This window comes from Streptomyces sp. NPDC042371, from assembly GCF_056437465.1.
Genome location: NZ_JBWKAP010000015.1, coordinates 85,544 through 105,547, shown reverse-complemented (window position 1 = coordinate 105,547; position 20,004 = coordinate 85,544). Strand labels below are relative to the sequence as shown.

16 protein-coding genes, 1 tRNA gene, 1 other RNA gene and 1 pseudogene are annotated in these 20,004 nt (G+C 68.5%); 5 read left to right on the top strand and 14 right to left on the bottom strand.

Annotation, left to right across the window (positions count from 1 at the left end; all coding sequences use genetic code 11):
- Positions 1-76 precede the first annotated feature (76 nt).
- Positions 77-1,486: a DUF2252 domain-containing protein gene (locus tag AC068B_RS34705; RefSeq protein WP_478675494.1), complete on the top strand. Its 1,410-nt coding sequence runs from the start codon at positions 77-79 to the stop codon at positions 1,484-1,486.
- Here AC068B_RS34705 and AC068B_RS34700 read toward each other — a convergent pair.
- The gene (locus AC068B_RS34700) at positions 1,461-2,294 is read right to left on the bottom strand and encodes a YhjD/YihY/BrkB family envelope integrity protein (protein WP_478675493.1); all 834 of its coding nucleotides are present in this window, start codon (positions 2,292-2,294) and stop codon (positions 1,461-1,463) included. The genes AC068B_RS34705 and AC068B_RS34700 overlap by 26 nt on opposite strands.
- Positions 2,295-2,470: 176 nt before the next feature.
- On the opposite strand from AC068B_RS34700, the gene AC068B_RS34695 reads away from it, so the two are divergent.
- Positions 2,471-2,848, top strand: a complete 378-nt coding sequence (locus tag AC068B_RS34695; protein WP_478675492.1) for an SHOCT domain-containing protein — start codon at positions 2,471-2,473, stop codon at positions 2,846-2,848.
- A gap of 11 nt (positions 2,849-2,859) precedes the next feature.
- Here AC068B_RS34695 and AC068B_RS34690 read toward each other — a convergent pair whose 3' ends face one another.
- Both AC068B_RS34690 and AC068B_RS34685 read right to left on the bottom strand, forming a co-directional pair.
- Positions 2,860-4,602: a SulP family inorganic anion transporter gene (locus AC068B_RS34690; RefSeq protein ID WP_478675491.1), complete on the bottom strand. Its 1,743-nt coding sequence runs from the start codon at positions 4,600-4,602 to the stop codon at positions 2,860-2,862.
- 114 nt (positions 4,603-4,716) lie between these two features.
- Positions 4,717-5,403, bottom strand: a complete 687-nt coding sequence (locus tag AC068B_RS34685) for a hypothetical protein (protein ID WP_478675490.1) — start codon at positions 5,401-5,403, stop codon at positions 4,717-4,719.
- 356 nt (positions 5,404-5,759) lie between these two features.
- Between AC068B_RS34685 and AC068B_RS34680 the strand changes: the two genes are divergently transcribed.
- Complete coding sequence (locus AC068B_RS34680) at positions 5,760-6,140, top strand: STAS domain-containing protein (RefSeq protein WP_478675489.1); 381 nt, start codon at positions 5,760-5,762, stop codon at positions 6,138-6,140.
- Between the two features lie 619 nt (positions 6,141-6,759).
- On the opposite strand, the gene AC068B_RS34675 is transcribed toward AC068B_RS34680, so the two are convergent.
- The 11 genes and pseudogenes from AC068B_RS34675 to AC068B_RS34625 all read right to left on the bottom strand — a co-directional run bounded on the left by AC068B_RS34675 (position 6,760) and on the right by AC068B_RS34625 (position 17,323).
- Entirely contained in the window at positions 6,760-11,208 is a 4,449-nt protein-coding gene (locus AC068B_RS34675; protein WP_478675488.1) for a DUF6531 domain-containing protein, read from the bottom strand.
- 7 nt (positions 11,209-11,215) lie between these two features.
- Positions 11,216-11,527, bottom strand: coding sequence for a hypothetical protein (locus AC068B_RS34670; RefSeq protein WP_478675487.1), 312 nt, complete (start codon positions 11,525-11,527; stop codon positions 11,216-11,218).
- A 65-nt stretch (positions 11,528-11,592) separates the two neighbouring features.
- The gene (locus AC068B_RS34665) at positions 11,593-12,663 is read right to left on the bottom strand and encodes a hypothetical protein (RefSeq protein WP_478675540.1); all 1,071 of its coding nucleotides are present in this window, start codon (positions 12,661-12,663) and stop codon (positions 11,593-11,595) included.
- The gene (locus AC068B_RS34660; protein ID WP_478675486.1) at positions 12,651-13,304 is read right to left on the bottom strand and encodes a hypothetical protein; all 654 of its coding nucleotides are present in this window, start codon (positions 13,302-13,304) and stop codon (positions 12,651-12,653) included. The genes AC068B_RS34665 and AC068B_RS34660 overlap by 13 nt, the downstream gene beginning before the upstream one ends.
- Positions 13,305-13,578: 274 nt before the next feature.
- The gene (locus tag AC068B_RS34655; protein WP_478675485.1) at positions 13,579-14,001 is read right to left on the bottom strand and encodes a PIN domain-containing protein; all 423 of its coding nucleotides are present in this window, start codon (positions 13,999-14,001) and stop codon (positions 13,579-13,581) included.
- Positions 13,998-14,213 (bottom strand): type II toxin-antitoxin system VapB family antitoxin, encoded by a 216-nt coding sequence (locus tag AC068B_RS34650; protein WP_478675484.1) that lies wholly within the window; start codon positions 14,211-14,213, stop codon positions 13,998-14,000. Before AC068B_RS34650 ends, AC068B_RS34655 begins: the two co-directional genes overlap by 4 nt.
- Positions 14,214-14,551: 338 nt before the next feature.
- The gene (locus AC068B_RS34645; RefSeq protein ID WP_478675483.1) at positions 14,552-14,977 is read right to left on the bottom strand and encodes a hypothetical protein; all 426 of its coding nucleotides are present in this window, start codon (positions 14,975-14,977) and stop codon (positions 14,552-14,554) included.
- On the bottom strand, positions 14,974-15,255 hold the full coding sequence (locus tag AC068B_RS34640) for a CopG family transcriptional regulator (RefSeq protein WP_478675482.1): 282 nt from the start codon (positions 15,253-15,255) through the stop codon (positions 14,974-14,976). Before AC068B_RS34640 ends, AC068B_RS34645 begins: the two co-directional genes overlap by 4 nt.
- 66 nt (positions 15,256-15,321) lie before the next feature.
- On the bottom strand, positions 15,322-16,227 hold the full coding sequence (locus AC068B_RS34635) for a phosphorothioated DNA-binding restriction endonuclease (protein ID WP_478675481.1): 906 nt from the start codon (positions 16,225-16,227) through the stop codon (positions 15,322-15,324).
- A gap of 43 nt (positions 16,228-16,270) precedes the next feature.
- Positions 16,271-16,822: pseudogene (locus AC068B_RS34630) on the bottom strand (WYL domain-containing protein); the annotation flags it as partial.
- Positions 16,823-17,238: 416 nt separating this feature from the next.
- Positions 17,239-17,323: transfer RNA gene (locus AC068B_RS34625), tRNA-Ser, on the bottom strand.
- Positions 17,324-17,443: 120 nt separating this feature from the next.
- On the opposite strand from AC068B_RS34625, the gene ffs reads away from it, so the two are divergent.
- Both ffs and AC068B_RS34615 read left to right on the top strand, forming a co-directional pair.
- An RNA gene (ffs, locus tag AC068B_RS34620) (signal recognition particle sRNA small type) lies at positions 17,444-17,542 on the top strand.
- A 44-nt stretch (positions 17,543-17,586) separates the two neighbouring features.
- Positions 17,587-19,878 carry a DNA polymerase III subunit gamma and tau gene (locus tag AC068B_RS34615; RefSeq protein ID WP_478675480.1) on the top strand — a complete coding sequence of 764 codons (2,292 nt, stop codon included), beginning with the start codon at positions 17,587-17,589 and terminating at the stop codon, positions 19,876-19,878.
- Positions 19,879-20,004 lie beyond the last annotated feature (126 nt).

Below are 20,004 nucleotides of genomic sequence, written 5' to 3'. Positions count from 1 at the left end.
GGGTGACGCCGGGGCGGGACGCAGGACCGAGCATCGGTGCCGTCCCAGTATCTGCCGCGTCAGAGAGGGGCGGGCCATGACCGAGGGCAGGCACGTACATCCCACTCCGCAGGAGTGCGCCACGCGCGGCCGGACCGCACGCACCACGGTGCCGCGCTCCGGCCACGCCGAATTCGCCCCGGCACCGGGCCGGCCCGACCCGGTCGAGGTGATTGAGCGTCAGTCGGCCCGCAGGCTGCAGGAGTTGGTGCCCATCAGGTACGGTCGGATGCTCGAATCGCCGTTCCGCTTCTACCGGGGAGCCGCCGCCCTGATGGCGATGGACCTGGCGACGACGGCGTCGAGCGGCATCGTCACCCAGCTGTGCGGGGACGCGCACATGCTGAACTTCCGGCTGCTCGCCTCGCCGGAGCGCCATCTCATGTTCGACGTCAACGACTTCGACGAGACGCTGCCCGGGCCCTGGGAGTGGGACGTCAAGCGGCTGTCGGCCAGCCTCGCCATCGCGGGCCGCGCCAACGGCTTCAGCACACCGGAGCGGGCCCGCGTGGTCCGTGACACGGTGCGCTCCTACCGGGAGGCGATGCGCGGCTTCGCCCGCATGCGCCACCTCGACGTCTGGTACGCCCGGATCGACGCCGACGACCTGTACGGCAGGCTCGCCGGGGAGCTGCGCCCCCGTGCCCAGCGCCGTCTGTCGCGCACCCTCGCCAAGGCCAGGGGCCGCGACCACCTCCAGTCCCTGGACAAGCTCGTCCACCGGGTCGGGGACGACCTGCGGATCGCGCCCGACGCGCCGCTCGTGACGCCGCTCTCCGATCTCCTCCCAGAGGTCGAACGGTCCGAGCTGGAGCGGCAGTTGAGGGAGCTCGTCGCCCGCTACAGCCTGACGCTCCCCGCCGACCGGCGCGCGCTCCTCGCGCAGTACCGGGTGGTCGACATGGCCCGCAAGGTGGTCGGCGTCGGCAGCGTCGGCACCCGCTGCTGGGTGCTCCTGCTTCTCGGGCGGGACGCCGGCGACCCGCTGTTCCTGCAGGCCAAGGAGGCCGAGGAGTCGTCGCTCGCGCCGTACTGCGAGGCCAGCGCCTATGCGAACCAGGGGGAACGCGTCGTATCCGGGCAACGCCTGATGCAGGCCACCAGCGACATGTTCCTCGGCTGGGAGCGGGTGTCCGGCCTCGACGGGCGGGAACGGGACTTCTACATCCGGCAGTTGTGCGACTGGAAGGCCATCCCCAAGGCCGAGGGCATGACGCCGAAGGTCATGCGGATGTTCGGGCGGCTGGCCGGGGCGGCCCTGGCACGCGCCCACGCCCGCTCCGGGGACCGCATCGCCATAGCGGCGTACCTGGGCGCCTCCGACCGGTTCGACCGTGCCCTCGCGGAGTTCGCCGAGCGCTACGCGGACCAGAACGAGCGCGACCACCGCGCCCTGGCCGACGCGGTGGTCAGCGGCCGGGTCACCGTGTCGTCGGCGTCGACGTGACACCGCCCGACGGCACCGCGGGGATCCGCAGCACGCGCCGCACCGGCTCCTCCTGGGCGAACACCTGGCCGAGGGCGATGCCGAGCGCGATGATCATGGAGAAGAGGATCAGCCACGACAGGAGCGTGAAGACCGAGCCGAGCGGCCCGTAACGCTCCACACTGCGCTGCAGCGCCACGGGCAGCCACAACGTGGCGACCCGGGAGAACCCGACCGCGCCCGCGCCCGCCAGCAGGGCGCCCGGCAGCAGGGGGCGCCACGGCACGCGCCCGGCGAGCAGCAGATGCTGCGTCCACCACCACATCAGCACCGCACCGACGGCCTGCAGCGGAATCCCCAGGACCGGACCCGCGCCGAACCCGTCGTGCATCAAGCCCTGTAGGAACAGGGCGGTCAGCCATACGAAGAGCCAGAGACCCCAGCGCCAGAGCAGGATCCGCACGCCCGACGGCGGCAGGTGCCAGCAGCGTTCGCAGAGCCGCTGCAGGGTCCTGGACAGGGCGGTGGCGGACAGCAGCGCGATGAGCACGCTCACCGCTCCCCAGCTGTGCATGGCCTGCGGCCCGCCCGCGTACACCTCGTCGAACATCGCGGCCTGGGCGCTGCCCGAACCGAACAAGGACCCCAGCGACCTGCGGAGTTCGTGCCGCCAGCCGGGCGGGCAGAAGGACGCGACCGCGATGAGCATCGGCAGCGCGGCGAGGAAGGTCTGCGCCGCGAGCCGGGTGGCGAGATCCGGGATGTTCACGGCCGCGAGCTGCCGGACGATACGGGCCGCCAGCGGCCGGGCGCGCACGGCGGTCAGCATGACGGTGCCCCCTCGCAGCTGTGACGCCAAGCCCTCTTCGGACCACTCTGGCGCCGCGCGGGCCCCGGCACGTCGCCCACTACGGGCGACACGGGGCCGGTTCGCCCTGCAAGGGTGATACGGCCCCGGGCGGCGCCCCCGAAGGTGGTCCTCATCGGACCGACGGAAGGGTTGCCGTGGACGACTACCCGGTGTTTGACGTCTTCCTCACCATGCTCTTCTTCTTCTTGTGGGTGATGTGGTTCGCCATCGTGATCCACATCGTCGTGGACATCTTCCGCAACGAAGACCTCAACGGCGTGCGCAAGGCCCTGTGGCTGCTGCTCGTGCTCGTCCTGCCCCTGCTCGGCGTGCTCCTGTACGTCATCTCCCAGGGCTCCGGGATGGGGCGGCGCAACCAGGCCTCCCGGATGTCGGCCTTCGGCAACCACCCCGTGGGGTCGTCGTCGGTCGCCAGCGCGGGGGAGCTGGAGCGGCTCGCTGAGCTGCACCGGAGCGGGGCGCTCACGGAGGCGGAGTACACCCGAGCCAAGCACCAGGCACTGCCTATGTGAGCGTGGCGCCGTCACCGGTCTTGGAACGCGGTGACGGCGGCCTCCAGAGTCGGGAACAGATGCCGCGCATCGATGGTGCGCGTCAGCTCGTACCGCTCGATCTTGCGCCGTACCGGGTCCTTCAGCTCCGCGAAGACGAGATGCACTCCGCGGGCGTTGAGGGACTCGTCGAGCGCCTCCAGCACGTCGGCCGCGGTGGTGTCCACGTCGGTCATCGGCTCGGCCGCGATCACGATCCAGACCGGCGCCGGATCCGACCGCGAGAGCCGCGTCACCTCGTCGCGGAAGGTCTTGGCGTTGGCGAAGATCAACGGGGCGTCGAAGCGGTAGACGACCAGTCCCGCGATCTGCTCGGCGGCAGGGTAGGAGCGCAGGTCGTGATAGCCCGGGAGGCCCTCAACCCGGCCGAGCACCGTCCCGTACGGCCACCAGACCCGACGGAAGACATTCAGCACGGAGAGCCCCACGGCCACCGCGATCCCCTGCAGCACACCGATCAGCGCGACCCCGAGGAACGCCGCGACGCACAGCAGGAACTCCATCCTGCGCTGCCGCCACAGCCGCACCGTGCCCGGCACGTCGGCCAGCGAGAGCGACGCGGTGATGACGACGGCCGCCAGCGCGGGCTGGGGCAGGTGCCGGAACAGCCCCGGCGCCAGGACGAGCATGAGCACGATCAGCGCCGCCCCGACCACACCGGTCAGCTGGGTACGTGCCCCGGCCCGCTCCGCCACCGCCGTACGCGACCCGCTCGTACTGACCGGAAAGCCCTGGAAGAGCCCGGCGGCCAGGTTCGCCGCCCCCACGCCCGCCATCTCCTGGTTGCCGCGCACCTCCTGGCCCGTGCGGGACGCGAACGCCGACGCGTTGGAGATCGTGTCGGCGAGGGAGACGACGGCGATGCCCAGGGCACCGGCGAGCAGCGGACCGACGTCGTCGGACGTGATGTGCGGCAGCGTCAGCGGCGGAAAACCCTCCGGCAGCACACCGACGAGGGCGACCCCGTGTTCCCCCAGATCGAACACGACCACCGTGCCGATCGCCAGGACCACCATGACGAGCACGGCGGGCACCCGCGGCAGCCACCGCTGCAGCGCCAGGATCAGTACGATCCCGCCGCACCCGATCGCGACGGCCGGGGCGACCGCCTTCCCGTCCGCGAGCCCCTCGGCCACGGCCACGCACTCGTCGATCAGCCCGTCGGCATCCACCTTGAACCCGAGGAGCTTCGGCAGCTGACTGATCAGGATGGTCGCGGCCAGGCCGTTCATGTAGCCGATCATCGTGGGCTTGGAGATCAGCTCGGCGACGTAACCGACGCGCGCCATCGACGCGAGGATCATGATGGCCGCGACCATGAGCGACAGCATCGACGCCAGGGCTATGGCACGGTCGGGATCGCCGTCGGCGGCGACGAGCGGCAGCACCGTCGCCGCGATCATCGGCCCGAGCGAGGAGTCGGGCCCGAGCACCAGGATCCGCGAGGGCCCGCACACCGCATAGCCGAGCAGACACAGGATGGACGTGTAGAGCCCGGTGATGGCGGGCAGCCCGGCGAGTTCGGCGTACGCCATGCCCTGCGGCACGAGGAGCGTGGTGAGCACGACCCCCGCGACGATGTCCTTCGTCAGCCACTCACGCCGGTACGTGATGATGGCGCGGCCCCCGGGAACCCCCTGAAGCACCGAGGCCAGCCGCCCGATCCGCCCACTCCGCCATGACCGCCCCTCACCGCCGCGCTTGGTCGCCGTCATGGGTGTCCTCCCGCCGAATTCGCCCAGGGTCGACCGACCCGGCACGGGACGGGATCACCCCGCAGGGGTGGTTGCCACCTCGGCGAACGAGGCGGGGGGAGTCAAAGCCGGGGCTCACCCGCCGGGCGTGCCGTTCCCGGGCGTGCCGTTCCCGGGCGTGCCGTTCTCGGACGCGCCGTTCTCGGACGTGCCGTACCCGGGCGTGGCGTTCCCGGACGGGCCGTACCCGGACATGCCGTTCCCGGACGCGCCGTTCTCGGACATGCCGTTCCCGGACGGGCCGTACCAGGAGGTCCGGCAGCCCAGCCGGACGTGGCCGTCCGGGGTGCGGTGCAGGCGCAGCCCGTCCGTGGCGCCCGCGCCCGGGTCGCCGTTGAGCGCGTCGGTGCCGGGCGGGAGTCCGGGCGCCTGAAGGGTGTTGTCACGCCCCACCTGCAGCCAGGCGGGCGCCCCTGCCGCCCCTGCCGCCCCTGCCGCCCCTGCCCGGTCGTCGTAGTCGGTGACCGAGATACCGATGCTGGTGCTGTCGACCGTCACTTGAAGCCGATAGCTCGCCGCGCTGCTGTGCCCGATGACGTAATGCGCGGCTACGCGGGTCGCGTCCCCCATGCGCTTGACCAGCCAGGCAGGGACACCGACCGTCGCCAGGACGGCGCAGGCCACATCGCCCACGGCCTGATAACTGCCCGCGATGCGCCGGGTCTCCAGCGTCAGCGAGAACAGCGACTCCACCGGCACCGCCCGCTGGGCGTCGTAGTTCCGGGCGTGGGGCAGTGCCTCGATCCGCACCGTCTGACCCATTGCGTCCTCCCCGGGCTCCGGCAACCTCAACTCAGCGGTGTGCGCGCCGACTTGGCTCCCAGACTCTGTCAAGGCGCTATGTTGGACATCACCCCGATCGGGGCATCTCACTCGGTAGGAACCTTTTTCTCCGGCCTCACCCCCGGAGGACCCGGTTCCCCCTTCTCCCCAAATCCCTCCGCACCCTCCGCACCCCCTGCACCCTCCGCACCCCCTGCACCCTCCGCACCCCCTGCACCCTCCGCACCCCCTGCACCCTCCGCGCTCTCCACGTCGTCACCCCGGACCTCGGTGGCTCCCCGTCCCACCCGACCATCGGCCCCCGGGAGTGGGCCGTTCGCAGTGAGGATGCCGCCATGAACCACGGTGTTCCGCCCCCTGTCGGGCATCTGCGCAGCTACCGGGCCCACGGCCACACCGTGATCGAGTTCCACGGTGAGATCGACATCGCGGCGGCGCTGAAGATCCTGCCGGTCCTGGACGCGGCGACCACGCCCTACGAGACGCTGATCGTCATCGACCTCACGCCGGTCACCTTCTTCGACTGCTCCGGCCTGGCCCTGCTCAGCCGCGCCCGCAGCCGCCTGGAGGCACAACGCGGCGACCTGCTCCTGGTCTGCCCCCACCCCGCCATCCTGCGAATCCTGCGCATCCTCGGGCTCACCACACGCTTCCACCCCGCCCCGACCCTGGACGACGCCTTACGCGAGCGCCGCCCGGAGCGTGAGCTGAGCTGAGCTGAGTCGGAGAACGACGAAGGCCCCCACCGGCGAACCGGTGGGGGCCTTCGTCTGCCCTTGCGGGCGGGTGCGGAGGATACGAGATTCGAACTCGTGGGAGGTTGCCCCCAACACGCTTTCCAAGCCTTCGCCCGACCGTTCGGTCGATATCCACGTCGTTACTTCGGGTCCTGTACCCGCTGCCCTTCCCCTAGGGACTATTCAGTTTCCTTGGGCTCGCATACTTGAATGCTAATCCCGGATGCCGTGAGGAGTTCTGCGACTAGGGCGGATTCAACTTGAGTCCCCTGCCATCCACGCGTCATGAGCTCTTTCGCCGAGGCCTTCGCCTCCTGGATAGGGACCCCGAAGGCATCACGGAAAACCTTCAGGATCTTCCCTCCGTGGCTGACAGCCTCTGAAACGCGAATGCACGACGCCCCATGCTCGGAGATGAGAGCTTTGCGAATGTTTTCCGGTGCAGGCCCCCAGTCGCCGTCGTGTGAAATTCCGCAGTTATCGCAGGACCATTCTGTCTCCCAGCGCAGCCTCCCCTGCTCTGCAATTTGGACCACCCAGCCCTCGCAGGCGAGCGTACAGTTGGCGCATGCTGCCGTGACCCTGGTCGCTTGCTCGGTCATTGCCAACCTCGCATACTCATATATCTGTTGACCACTGCATAGAACCGACGGGAATTTCCTGACCCATCCCGCGGATGGTGTGTGCTGCTGGGGATGTTGCGCGCAAACCACCGGTGGTGAAGTTCTTCGTGCACGATGGTGCTGCGAAGGTCGTTGCTGCTAGAGAAACGCTTGTGTCCAATTTGTGTTCCAGCGTTGGGCTTAGCCATTCCAGTGTTTGCCCAGGGGCTATATTGCGGCTTGTGGGTGAATTTAAGATTCGGGAAGTCGCGTCTGATGATTGTGTCGATTGCGCGATTCCTTGATTTTGCCGTCTTGCCGGTGACATGGCTCAGGTCACTCGCCCATACATTTCCCGCGCCGTCGCCCTGGTGCGCTACCTGGGGAGGGGCACAAGGTGCGAGTCCGAGTGGGTCTGTCCATGTTAGTGGGTTACGGACGTACGTGGTTGGGTTGGGCGCAGGCGTCAGCCCGAGAGGGTCAGGGGTGAGGTAGCGGGCAGTTTCGGGATCGTAGGTCCGGAAGTAGTTGTAGTGAAGGCCGGTCTCCGGATCGAAGTACTGCCCAGGGAACCGCAGCGGTGTGTATGCGGTGCTGTCAGCTGCCCAGGTGGTCGAGCCCCACAGAGTGGTGCGAGTGTGCCAGGCGACGTCACCGAATTCGTCCAGAAGTTCGCTGGGGGTGCCGACCAAGTCGGTGACGATGGCGAAGAACCGGGAGTCGATCTCCTTCTGCGGTACGCCGTCGGCGGTGACGCGTTCCGTTTGGGCGATCGGCTTTAGACCTTGATGGTCCCAGGTGAGGGTAACCGCGTTTGGTAGCTCCCTAGAGACCGAGGTCTGTTCGCAGAGGGTAGTGCCGTCCCAGACGAATTCGATCTGCTCAACTACCGCCGCGCCATCCGGGGACAGGCGCTGCTTGGAGGTCCGTCGGCCCAGCGGGTCGTAGGTATAGGTCCATCGGGTTCCGTCTGGGGTGGTTACCGAGGCCAGGCGATCCTCGGCATCCCACGTGTAGCGCCATGTGTCGGGCTTGCGGGACAGGCGGGTCTTCTGGCGTAGGACGATGCGGCCGAGGGCGTCATGCTCGTAACGGACGCCTCCGGCCCTCGTAATTCGGGTGCCCGCGTAGGTGCGGGTGCCAACGGCTTCCCCGCCCGCGTGAGCAGTCGGCCAGGAGGCCGCCGTCTGGTTGCCTGCCTCGTCGTACGCATAGCGCTCGGACCAGCCTCTTGCCCGGACCGCGGTGACCTGCCCAGCCCGGTCGAGATCGAAGTGCCTGGTGCCCTCCTGCCGATCGTCGACCTGAGTCAGATAGCCGTCAACGCGGTAGTGGTAGGCGCGTTGACGGATGGTGCGTCCGTTGCCGCCTGTGACCGACTGACGACTGAGGCGACCTGTTTCGTCGAAGATATTGGATATGGCAACGGACCTGCCGATGTGTCGGCCCGTCTCCTGGCCCGCAGAGTTGTATTCGAAGGCGATTGTCCGTCCTGCGGTATTCAGGAGGGTGTGATTGCCTGCGGCATCATAGGACCAGGTGCTGGTAGCGCCGCTCGGAGTTGTGCGACTGGTACGGCGCCCCAAACCGTCGTAACGGTACGTGATCGTTCGGCCGTTGACGGTTTCAGACAGCAGTTGGCCGTTGACGCCATACCGCATGTCGACTGACGAGTCCGGAGCAACAGCCTGAGTGAGTTGACCAGCGGGATCGTAGGCGAAGGCTGTGGTGACACCGTTGATCGTCTGGCTCGTGGTCTGCCCAAGAGCGTCATGCTCGAACTGGGCTGTCAGACCAAGTGAGTTTGTGCGGCCAAGGAGCCGACCAGCCGCGTCATATCGGTAGTCGAGTACGCGTTCATCGAAGTCCGACTCGGAGAGCAGACGGCCTGCACGGTCGTACGTGTAATTCCAAGTCAGGCCTCGAGGGTTGGTGACCTTGGTGAGACGTAGCTCAGTGTCGTGTGCGAAGGTGTGCCGGATGCCGTCTGGGTCGGTGCGTGCGGCAAGCAGATCGAAGTGGGTGTACTCGAAGCGCGACACTGAGCCCGTTGCGTCAGAGTGGCTGGTGCAGTTTCCCTCGCCGTCGTAGTCCCATGTTTCAGTACCACCATCCGGTGCGGTTCGGCGGGCGATTCTGCCCTCGGTCGTCCACTCCAGACGCGTCACGTTTCCAAGCTCATCTGCGAAGCTGGTGGGTCGCCCCAAACTGTCCCGCTCGAATCGTGTAGTCGCACCGAGCGGGTCGGTGATGCTGTTCGGGAGCCCGGCGGCATTACAACGCACGCGAGTGGTATGCCCGAGCGCGTCCGTGACCGAGGTGAGATGGCCAACAGCGTTGTAAGCAGCCCGAGTCACAGACCCGGCTGGATCGGAGACTTGGACGAGGTTTCCTCGCTCGTCGTACTCCTGATGCCACTCAGATCCGTCGGCTTCGATGACCGATACCGGCAGGCCGAGCTCGCCGTACGCAATCGAGACTTCCTGGCCGTCCGGACGGATGGTCGATACTTCGCGGCCCCACTCGTCGTAGCGGAAACGAGTGGTGTGTCCCAGCGGATCGATGACGGCGGTCAGCTGGTGGTCTGTGTCCCATTCTTGGCGGGTGGTGTTGCCCAGCGGATCCGTCTCGCGAATGAGGCGCAGCGCTTCGTTGTGTTCGTAGCGAGTGGTGTGGCCGAGGGAGTTGGTGACCGTGGTCGTGAGGTTGGGGTCGTCATAGGTGAGGGTGCCCGAGAGGAAGCCGTCGCTGCCCTCGGTGAGGGTGACCCGACCTTGCTCGTCGTAGGTGTACGCGTAGACGGTGTCGTTGCGGTCGGTCCAAGAGGTGATCCGCCCCGAGCCGTCATAACTGAACCGCAGAGGCAGGCCGGAGGAGTTGGTGACCTCGATGAGGTGCCCATCTTCGTTGTAGCCGTACGACACCAGTGTGGTGCTGTCGGATTCCGGGTGCTCAGGGTCGAGCAGGCGCAGGCCCGAAATCCGAGGGAGGTCACGATGGCGATCTAGGGCAATGCGGTAGCCGCCGGAGTGGGTGACTTCGACTGGAGTGCCGTCGTCCGCGTACAGGACAGTGATGCGTTGGCCGTTGCGGTCCTCGACCCGCTGCAAGGGGAGGTCGACCGCATCGTCCTCTTGCGTGAGCTGTGGGGTATGGAAGGTGTAGCTCAGCCCTGAGGCCGGGTCGGTGATGCGTAGTGCGCCGTCTACTGTGCTGTCCCAGGTCAGGGATATTCGCTGCCCGGTCTCCGGGTAAACGGGCTCGTCCGCATCAGGGTCCGGCAGCGGGAAGACCAAGCGTGCGCCGTCGGGCGTGGCGTAGGTGATGCCGTCGTCGGTGGCCTGCAAGCGCTGGTCGAGAGTGGATGCCCAGGACGGCCCGAACCAGCCGCCCCAGCGGTACGAAGACAGATGGGTGCGCTCCAGTAGCAAGGGCAAGGTGCCTGGCAACTCAACGTCGGTCTGTGGCAACAGCATGTCGCCGGTGGCTACGTCGATCGGGTCACGGTCGAACTTCTTGATGACCGCTCGGATGGAGGCGGGCAGCTTCTCCATCTCCGAGGGCCGCAGTTTCAGCCGGGACAGGCCGGAGCCGTCCAGTTTCAACGCTTTGCCAACCTTGGAGAGTTCGCTGGGTTTGAGCTTGCCCAGGCCCTTGCCGAGAAGCTTGCCCAGGCCGCCCGCACCGACTCCGAAGGCGGCTCCCAGAGCCAGGGTCTCCGCCAGTTTCTCCGGATTCTTGAACGTCCCCGGATCCTGCAACAACGCGTCGAAGGCGGAGAACTTCATCCCCTCGCCCGCGAGTTTGCCTGCCTTGGCGATCGTCTTGATCTCGCCGAGGGCCTTCAGCGCCCGCTCCAGGCCGCGGAACGCCTCCATCACGGTGCGGATGACCGAGGCCATGCGGGTGCCGGACTTCTCGATCCGGGCGATCAGTGCCACGACCTTCGCGGCCCGGGCACCGGCCGCGAGGTTCCCGGCGATCATGGACAGGCCGCCGGTCAGCACCATCAGGCTCAGGCTTGCGATCTCGAACTCGGCGATCTCCGCGAGGATCACGCCGATCTCGGTGAGGAGTTCGTGGGCCTCGTCGGCGAAGTCGTCCAGTGCCTTGGCACCGTCCCGCAGCGAGTCGGCCATGTTGGTGGCCTGCGTGCGGGCGGTCTTGGCCCGCTTGTGCAGGGCCTTGGCGGCTTTGCCCTCCCACTCCAGGTCCTTGAGTGCGGTCTCGGCGTCGTGGGCTGCGGCGTCGAGGCCCTTGGCCAGGGCCCGCCACTGCTTGGCTATCTCGCGGATGCCGTCGGGGTCGACGAGAGGGTCGGTGATGCCGAGGAACTCCAGGCCGCTGGCGAGGGTGTCACCGAAGGCGTGGTTGGCCTTGTTGATCCAGTGCAGCGGGTTGAGGTCGCCGACGTCGAGGTCGCCGGGGATGATGTCGAAGCCCATGTACGACTCAGCCCTTCTTGGCGCGTGCCGCTGTGCTCAGCAGGACGTCCAGCAGGTCGAAGGCGTCGGAGACGTCGCCCATGAACTTGGCCTCGGCCTCCCACTCCTTGTGCAGGCTCTTGGTGAGCCTGGCGACGGTGTCCATGCCGTCCTGGATGTCGTCCTTGGCGCTCATCAGCGCACCCAGCACCCCGAACGCGGACAGATCGTGCGAAGCGGCTTTGAAGTCGTGCAGCGGCTTGCGGGTGTGGTCCTCCGCCTTGCTCAGCGCGGAGGCCGCCTTGTGCAGCGATTCCGCGTCCTTCTTCAGGTCCGACATACGCGTCCGCCCCCGCGGGTCAAGGTAGTTCTGAGCATGGTGTGCCGACCGGCCGACGGCCTCGGTCAGCGGTTGATGGACTGGATCTCCTGCACGACGACGTCCTGTTCAGTGCCGAACACGCCATCAGGCAGCCTCTGCTCGCCCTCGACCCCGGTTCCCGTCCAATGGATCTTCCAGGTGACGGTGGCCTTGAGTTGATACGCGTCGTCGCCGGACGCCCGCAAGTACGTCACGCCGCACGGAGGGGTGTCGCCACTGTTGCCCTTGCGGTACGGCACGCCGATGCGGCCGCCTTCGATAGGGCACTGTCCGGAGGCCGGGTGCAGTTCGGCGTCTGGCGTCCCCGGTTCGATCTTGAGTGCGGCGGGCTCGGCTGTGCTCGTTGCTTCGATCCCGGTCCCGGGAACGGAAGCGGTGACTGACACCGGCTTGAACTCTGCCTCCTCAAGCCACGCCCACGTCGGCAGATTCACCGTCGACTTGTTCTGCGGCTTCAAGTCAACCTTCGTACCGGGTACACGAATCTCGGAGTAGGCGAGTTGCGCGAGGATTTCCGGGGTGACGGCCTGCGGGGCGTCAGCGGGAGGAGCGTCCCCCTTGTCGACCCAGAAGGGGATCTTGTCGCAGTCCTGCGCCGCGGGGTCAGCCTCTCGCCCCTCGGTCACGAAGGCGCCCCACCAAGCCCCCTTGCCGGCTTTGTCCTTGTTGAAGTCCTTGTCCGAGTCGCCGCCCTTGTCGACGTACTGGCCCTGCGTCTTCTTGTCCCACTCTTCAGTAGTCGATGTGCCCATCCACTGGTACCGCATGTACCCCTCAAGTGACTTCGGGGTGTACTTGGGAGCGTAGTAGCAGGCCGGGGGAGCCCACGTTGCGGAAGACGAAGTGACGGGACCGGCGGAGCTGCCCTTTCCGTTGTTCGAGAAGTCGTAGACGATCCCCTTGGCCGACGCCGAGAGGGCGGAACCGCTGGCATCGCCGGAGACGCTGGCGTCGCTTCCCGGCCCGCCACCGAACGAGCCTCCTCCACCAGGAGGCTTTTGGTCTGCGACGGCGGCAGGCGCCGCGCACAGCCAGGTCGCTCCCGCTACGACCACTAGCGCGGCGGTACGGAGGCGTCGACTCACGGCTGGCAGTCCGCCGCGCCGCGAGTGGATGCCATCTTCATGAGTTCCCAGACCCCCTGCTCGTTCTTCCTGAGCTGAGCGCTGTAGGCGACGTAGCTGTCCTTCGTCACCTTCGTCCGCTTGATCTCGTCCGTCTTGACGTCTCGGCTGAAGCCCTTGCTCTCGTCGGCGCAGTATCCGATCGCCGCGCTGTCCTTGGACTTGACCTTCACGTTCCGGTCGAAATAGCGCACCGTCCCGGTGACGGTCCAGCCCGCGTCCTTGAACGACTTCGCCCAGTCCCGGGCGGCCACAGCACCCTCGCCCTCGGTGTAGAACTCCAGGGCGGGCAGCTGAGGATCTCCAGCCACGATGGCCATGTTGAGCGCACGAATCATGTCCGCGTTGTCCCGCAGGACCGCGTCCTTGACGGAATCCCCCGCCCGTTCTGGAGTGAAAGTGAGCTTCACGTCAGAGGGCAGCTTGATCTCCGGCCGGTCGATGCCATCCGCCGACGCGGACGGTGAAGACGACGCCGACTTCTCGCTGCCCGCGTCAGCGCCGGCGATCTTGTCGTTGTCCTTGCTGTCGTCCGATCCGCCACAGGCGGTCAGCAACAGGGCGGCGGAGGCCGTGAGCGCGGCCGCCACGCGCCGGGTCGAGCGAGTCACTGTTGTCTCCGGTGAGGTGAGGGTTAACTCAAGCGAAGCAACGCTATCCGTGACCGACTGGTGACGGTGAGAGCGGGTCGGGCTTTGGCTGAGACGTACCGGGCGTGCCTGCTGTTGGCCGCTGCTTCCGCCTGCGTATGGCTTCGCTGCCCGGCTAGGAGACGGCCTGATCCGAACGGAACGACGAAGGGTCCGACCGTTCTGGAGGGTACGGGAGCGCCCTGACCTGCGGTGTAGATGGGGTGGGTGGGGTTAGAACTGCAACCAGGCGCCACTACTTGCCCGGCTCAGGCCCGTACCACTGGAGTGCCTGCCCCGTGACAGCTGCGATGCACTCGAAGTCCCGATGGCGATGCAGCAGCGTCAGTCCCTGCAGCTCCGCCGTCGCAGCCACCACGAGGTCGACGGCCCCCGCACTGCGGTGCTGCCCCCGCTTGGTCAGGGCTTCCTGCACCTGCCGAGCGCGGGTGTAAGCGCGATCGTCGACCGGAGCCCAGCCGAAGATCATCCGCATGTCTTCGATGCCTTGTGCCCGATCCTGGGCGGAACGGGCGCTGTAGAAGAACTCCAACTCGGTGATGGGGCACGTGGCGATCAGTCCGGCCGCGGCGGCTTGGTCCCATCCGTACTGCTCCGCGTCACTGCGCATGAACCGGGCGAGCGCGCTGGTGTCGATCAGGAACTGGGCCGCGTTCACCGGCGGTAGTTCCCCTTGTCCTCGAAGAGATCCAGGTCGAAGGCGCCCTCGCCGGCCGCGGTACGCAGGCGGGTGAGCGCGAGCGCTCGCCGTCGGTTCTCCAGTACCTCGCGGAGGGCGGTGTTGACGGTTTCCTTCTTGGTGCCAGTGCCGAGCGCCTTGGCCACGGCGGCCACCAGCTCGTCATCGAGATCGATCACGGTTCGACTCATCTATGCACCTCCATGGATATCAAGTCTGGCATCGAGTATATCTCGCATGCGTTTGGGGTGGCTGCCCGTTTGTCACGATCAAGTGTGAGGGGGCGTCGCCAGCGGAGGAGCTAACAGATGTAGACCTGCTGGAGGGTGATGAGAGCCCCGGATGAGGCGCCGCAGAGCCTGGCTGAGACACCAGCCAAGTGGGCCTTCGTGTGCCCTTGCGGGCGGGTGCCGGAGAATACGAGATTCGAACTCGTGAGGGGTCGCTGGCACGGAGTCGGGCATCGGACGGTTGGTGAACGACGCTGGACGCGGGTGGATGAGGCCAGAATCGAGACCAGAGCGCCGGGTCAGACCTTCTTGACGACGATCGCGTCCGGGACCAGCTTCTCCAGGTCGTCCACGTCCGAGGCGAAGACGGTGACCTGCCCCTTCTGCTGGCGTGCGATGACGGCGAGTACCGCGTCGATCGCGTACTTGTGCCCATGCAGCTTGGTATCCGCCAGCAGGCGGCGGGCTTGGCGCGCCTCGTCCTTTCCGATGTCGGCGACCTTGAGCCGGGAGAGCACCCAGTCCCAACGCTGTTCGGTGGTTCTGCCGTCGTACGCCTCGACCAGCGTCATGGGGGACGTCACCACCTCGGCTTCGCCCCGGGCCGCGAGGTCGAGCCACGCGATCATCCTCCGGTCGCCGCGCACGGCCAGGGACAGGGCTTCGCAGTCGAGTACGAAGACGCGCAGTGGTCGCTGCCCGCGCTCACCGGCCCGTTTCTTCACGCGGCCTCTCCGGAACCATGTGCTCCAGTGGCGCGGCGGCGCTCGTGTTCGGCATCGAGCTCCGCCAGTTCCTCGAACGTTGTGGTGCGCTCCTCCTCGGTGAGGGGCCCGTGTTCCTCCTGCAGCCAGTCGGACAGTTCCCGCAGCCGGTCCCGGTCGCGCTTGAAGCGCAGCGCTTCGGCAACGTATGCCGATAGGCCCCGCTCCGCCGCTTCCGCACGGATCTCGTCCAGGAGATCCTCGGGGATCGTCACCGTGACCTTCTTGGTCGTCGCCATACAAGAGACCATACTCTTGGTATCGCGTTGCTTACCAGTGCGTTGAGGCGACCGTCAGATCGGCGGTCAGAGGGTCGTGGCAGGGCGTGGGCTGCCGTGGAAGACCTGGCTGGTGTGCCAGGAGCGGTGGGTGGCGGCGATGGGGCGGACGCCCGGCTGGGGACCGATGACCGGACGGCCGGCGAGCATGATGACGTGCTCGCGGGCAGCGGTGCTGCGCCCGACGAAGCCTTGTGAGACCAGGATGCGGTGGCCCTCGCCATGGCCCTCACCGAGACCGAGCACACCCTTGTCGAAGAGCTTGTGGTGCAGCGAACACAGGCACAGCCCGTTGTCGACGTCGTCCGGTCCGTCGAATGCCCACCAGCGCACATGGGCGGCCTCAAGGCCGACTGGCACTGTGCCGATCCTGCCGTCGTACCCGCAGAAGGCGCACTGGTACTCGTACGCGGTCAGGACCGTCTCCCGCATCCGCCGGTCCCGCTGTCTGCGCGCGGCCGAGAGCTGTCCGGTTTCGGCCTCCTCCAGCTCCAGACCGACGGCTTCGCACAGCTCGCCGTGGAGGGAGGGCGGGAAGTTCAGGTCGAGCAGTACCCGTGTCATCCGGCCGAGCAGGGACGGCTCCCGCCGCAGTGCCGCCCGCAGTTGAGGCGTCAGCCGCCCCGCGGCGCCGGACGCCCGCAGCTCCCTGACCCCGGTCCCGGGGCTCCCTGGCCCGCGCTCGGTGCGCACCTCCCACACCCCGTCACTCACCAGGTGATGGAAGGGATAGGCGGGCGTCGTCCGGTTACCGGGCCCGTACTCGTCGAGCAGCCGCCGCAGATCCTGCTCCACCGCGCTGTACCGCAGCTCGCCGTCGGCGTCTTGTCGAAACCGGCTGAGTGCGTACAGGAACAGGAGCGGCTTGTGCGGTGCGCGCGTCCCGCTCCTCGTCCACTGCCTCAGCTGCGCGGTGCGCTCGACCCAGTCCACGATCGGCGATCGTAGTGGAGGCTCGTCGCAGCGTTGGGCCCGGCTACCCGGGCATGACGCCGTGGATGCGGGAGAGAGTGAAGACCCGTTCGTCGTCGCGCAGATGGCACCAGGCATACAGGTGGGGCGGGTCGAGATCGAGCTCGCTGAGGGCGCGTACGGTCCGGTTGCCCGAGGCGGCGACGTACTCGACCGTGATGGCCGTGCCGGTGTCGACGGCGTGAGCGAGCTGGCGGACATCGCTGTACGTCAGGTTCTTCGCGTACCCGGCGACGATCTCCTCGGTGTCCGTGCCGTAGGGGATCCCGGTGCCGAACGGGTCGGGAGCCGGGGGCGTCGGGGAGGCGGCCCGTAGCCTGGCGGCCAGGGCGCTGAGGTCGATGGCCGCCGGAGGCACCGTCGACACGGACCGCCGGCGTTGGCCCGGGAGCCGTGGCAGGGCCGGGGTGGTGGCACGGAGGCGCTGGGCCTTTTCGAGGCGTACGGTCCCGTCGGCCGTCTCGGCGACGGGGGCGTAGCCCGCGGCCCTGAGTGCGGCGAGGGTCTTGTCGAGCGGGGTCCGGCTGACCAGCACGGTCGGTGCCAGCAGGCGCAGGGGCCCAGTGCCGCCAGGGCCTCGGCCACCTGCAGATGCGGCAGCGCGAGCTCCGCCAGTACCGGAGCCACCGACGCCGGGCGCTGAAGACGGTCCGCAAGTTCCCCGAACGATCGTGGTTCTGGCGGAGACACAGCATCCGGGCGAGCCGCCAGGATCCGTCCGAGCTGGTCGACTTCCAGACCACTCAGCCACGTGGCCAGAGTTGATCCACTGGGCTTGCCGATGGGACACCTCACGAGACGAGTGCCGTCGGGCTCCGAACCGGAACCGCTCCTGCACAGGCCCCAGAATGGCGCATCGCAGGGGACGCGCACATCTCGGACCGGCAGAAACCCGCTTCTGAGACCAGGGCATGCAGAGAACCCCGGCCGCTCAGCGGACCGGGGTTCTCGTTGCGCCTGTTCAGGCGGCTGCGGAGGATACGAGATTCGAACTCGTGAGGGGTTGCCCCCAACACGCTTTCCAAGCGTGCGCCCTAGGCCACTAGGCGAATCCTCCGCGGCAAACAATACAAGACGTTGGGGAGTGCTCGCGAACACGATCCGCTCGGCGGGCTCCCGAGGTCGGAACGGTTCCTCCCGGCGTCGCTTCCGGCCCCGGGGATCCGCTACTGTGGGGGCCAGCCCCTCACGTGGCGCTATCTGACTGAACTCCCCCAGGGCCGGAAGGCAGCAAGGGTAGGTTGGCTCTGGCGGGTGCGTGGGGGGCGCTTTGCGTTGGGGCGGTCCAGGTTGTCAGTGGTCGCCTATAACCTCGTATACGTGTCGTCTCTCGCCTTGTACCGCCGCTATCGCCCGGAGTCGTTCGCCGAGGTCATCGGGCAGGAGCATGTGACCGACCCGCTGCAGCAGGCGCTGCGGAACAACCGGGTCAACCATGCCTACCTGTTCAGTGGCCCGCGCGGCTGCGGCAAGACGACCAGCGCGCGCATCCTGGCCCGCTGTCTCAACTGTGAGCAGGGTCCCACTCCCACGCCCTGCGGGGAGTGCCAGTCCTGCCTCGACCTGGCGAGGAACGGGCCGGGCTCGATCGACGTCATCGAGATCGACGCCGCGTCGCACGGTGGTGTCGACGACGCCCGTGACCTGCGCGAGAAGGCCTTCTTCGGCCCCGCGTCGAGTCGGTACAAGATCTACATCATCGATGAGGCCCACATGGTCACCTCGGCGGGCTTCAACGCCCTCCTGAAGGTGGTCGAGGAGCCCCCGGAGCACCTCAAGTTCATCTTCGCGACGACCGAGCCCGAGAAGGTCATCGGCACGATCCGGTCGCGCACGCACCACTACCCGTTCCGGCTGGTGCCTCCGGGCACCCTCCGGGACTATCTCGCCGAGGTCTGCGGCCGCGAGGACATGGCCGTCGAGGACGGTGTGTTCCCGCTGGTCGTGCGGGCCGGTGCGGGTTCCGTGCGTGACTCCATGTCCGTCATGGACCAGCTCCTCGCCAGTGCGCGCGAGGACGGTGTGACGTATGCCATGGCGACCTCCCTCCTCGGGTACACGGACGGCTCGCTGCTCGACTCCGTCATCGAGGCCTTCGCCTCCGGGGACGGGGCGGCGGCCTTCGAGGTCGTGGACCGCGTCATCGAGGGCGGCAACGACCCGCGCCGCTTCGTCGCGGACCTCCTGGAGCGGCTGCGGGACCTCGTGATCCTCGCCGCCGTGCCGGACGCCGCCGAGAAGGGGCTCATCGACGCTCCGGCGGACGTCGTCGAGCGGATGCAGGCGCAGGCCGGTGTCTTCGGCGGCGCCGAGCTCAGCCGCGCCGCGGATCTCGTGAACGAGGGCCTGACGGAGATGCGCGGCGCCACGTCCCCGCGGCTCCAGCTCGAGCTGATCTGCGCACGCGTGCTGCTCCCGGCGGCGTACGACGACTCGCGCTCGGTCATGGCCCGCCTCGAACGCCTGGAGCGCGGAGGGAACTTCGTGCCCGGCGGCCAGGGCCCCGGCCCCGCGATGGGGTACGTTCCCGGGCCCGAGGCCCACGCGGGCGTGCAGCAGCCCGGGGTGCCCATGCCCGCGGGCGGGCCCGCGCAGTCTCCCCAGGTCCCGCAGGTTCCGCAGGGGCCGCCCGTGCCTCCTGGTGGCGGCCCTGCGGCGGCGCGTGCGGCGGTACGGGGGGCGGGCACCCCTCAGGCTGCCCAGCCCTCTGCCCCTGCCCCGGAGCCGAGCGCCCCGGCCCCGACCCCGCCGTCGGCTCCCGCCACCCCGCCCCCCGCCGCGCAGCCTCAGGCTCCCGCGGCCACCGCCGCCCCGGCGGAGGAGCGGCGGCCCGGCGGCTGGCCGACCGCCTCCGCGCCGGGCAGCGGCCCGGCGGCACCGGCGGCACCGGCGGCACCGGTGGCTCCCGCCCAGCCGTCGTCGGCGCCCCGCCCGGGCGGCTGGCCGACGGCGGCGTCCACGGGCAGCGGCGCCCCCGCCGCACCGCCCGCCTCCGCCCCGCAGGCTCCGGCCCCGGCGGCCTCCCCGGCGCCCGCGCCGATGGCGGCGGCACCCGCGGGCGGACCCGACCCGCGCACCCTGTGGCCGAACATCCTGGAGGCGGTGAAGAACCGCCGCCGCTTCACCTGGATCCTGCTCAGCCAGAACGCGCAGGTGGCCGGGTTCGACGGGACGACCCTGCAGATCGGCTTCGTCAACGCGGGCGCGCGGGACAACTTCGCGAGCAGCGGCAGCGAGGACGTGCTGCGGCAGGCGATGTCCGAGCAGTTCGGCGTGCAGTGGAAGGTCGAGGCGATCGTCGACCCGTCCGGCGGCTCCGCGCCCCCGCCCGCCGCGGGAAACTTCGGCGGCGGCTCCCCGGCGGCCCACCGCCCCGCCGCACCCCCGCAACAGCCGTCACCGCCCCCCGCGGCCGCGTACACACCGCCCCCGCCACCCCCGGAGCCCACCCCGGCCCCCACTCCCGCCCCCCCGGCCCCGGAACACGTGTCCCCCGAGGACGACACCCCCGAGGACGACGACCCGGACCTGGTGGAATCGGCCCTCTCCGGCCACGACCTGATCGTCCGCGAACTGGGCGCGACGGTGGTGGACGAGTACCCGAACGAATAACACCCACGAAACCCGGGTCAGGGTGGAGCTCCCCCTGACCTGGCCTTACGCCTGGACCGGGCCGCCGACGAACGACTTCCCACCCGCCCGACGGCGCCGGGCAGTCACCCCACCCCGCTCCTACTC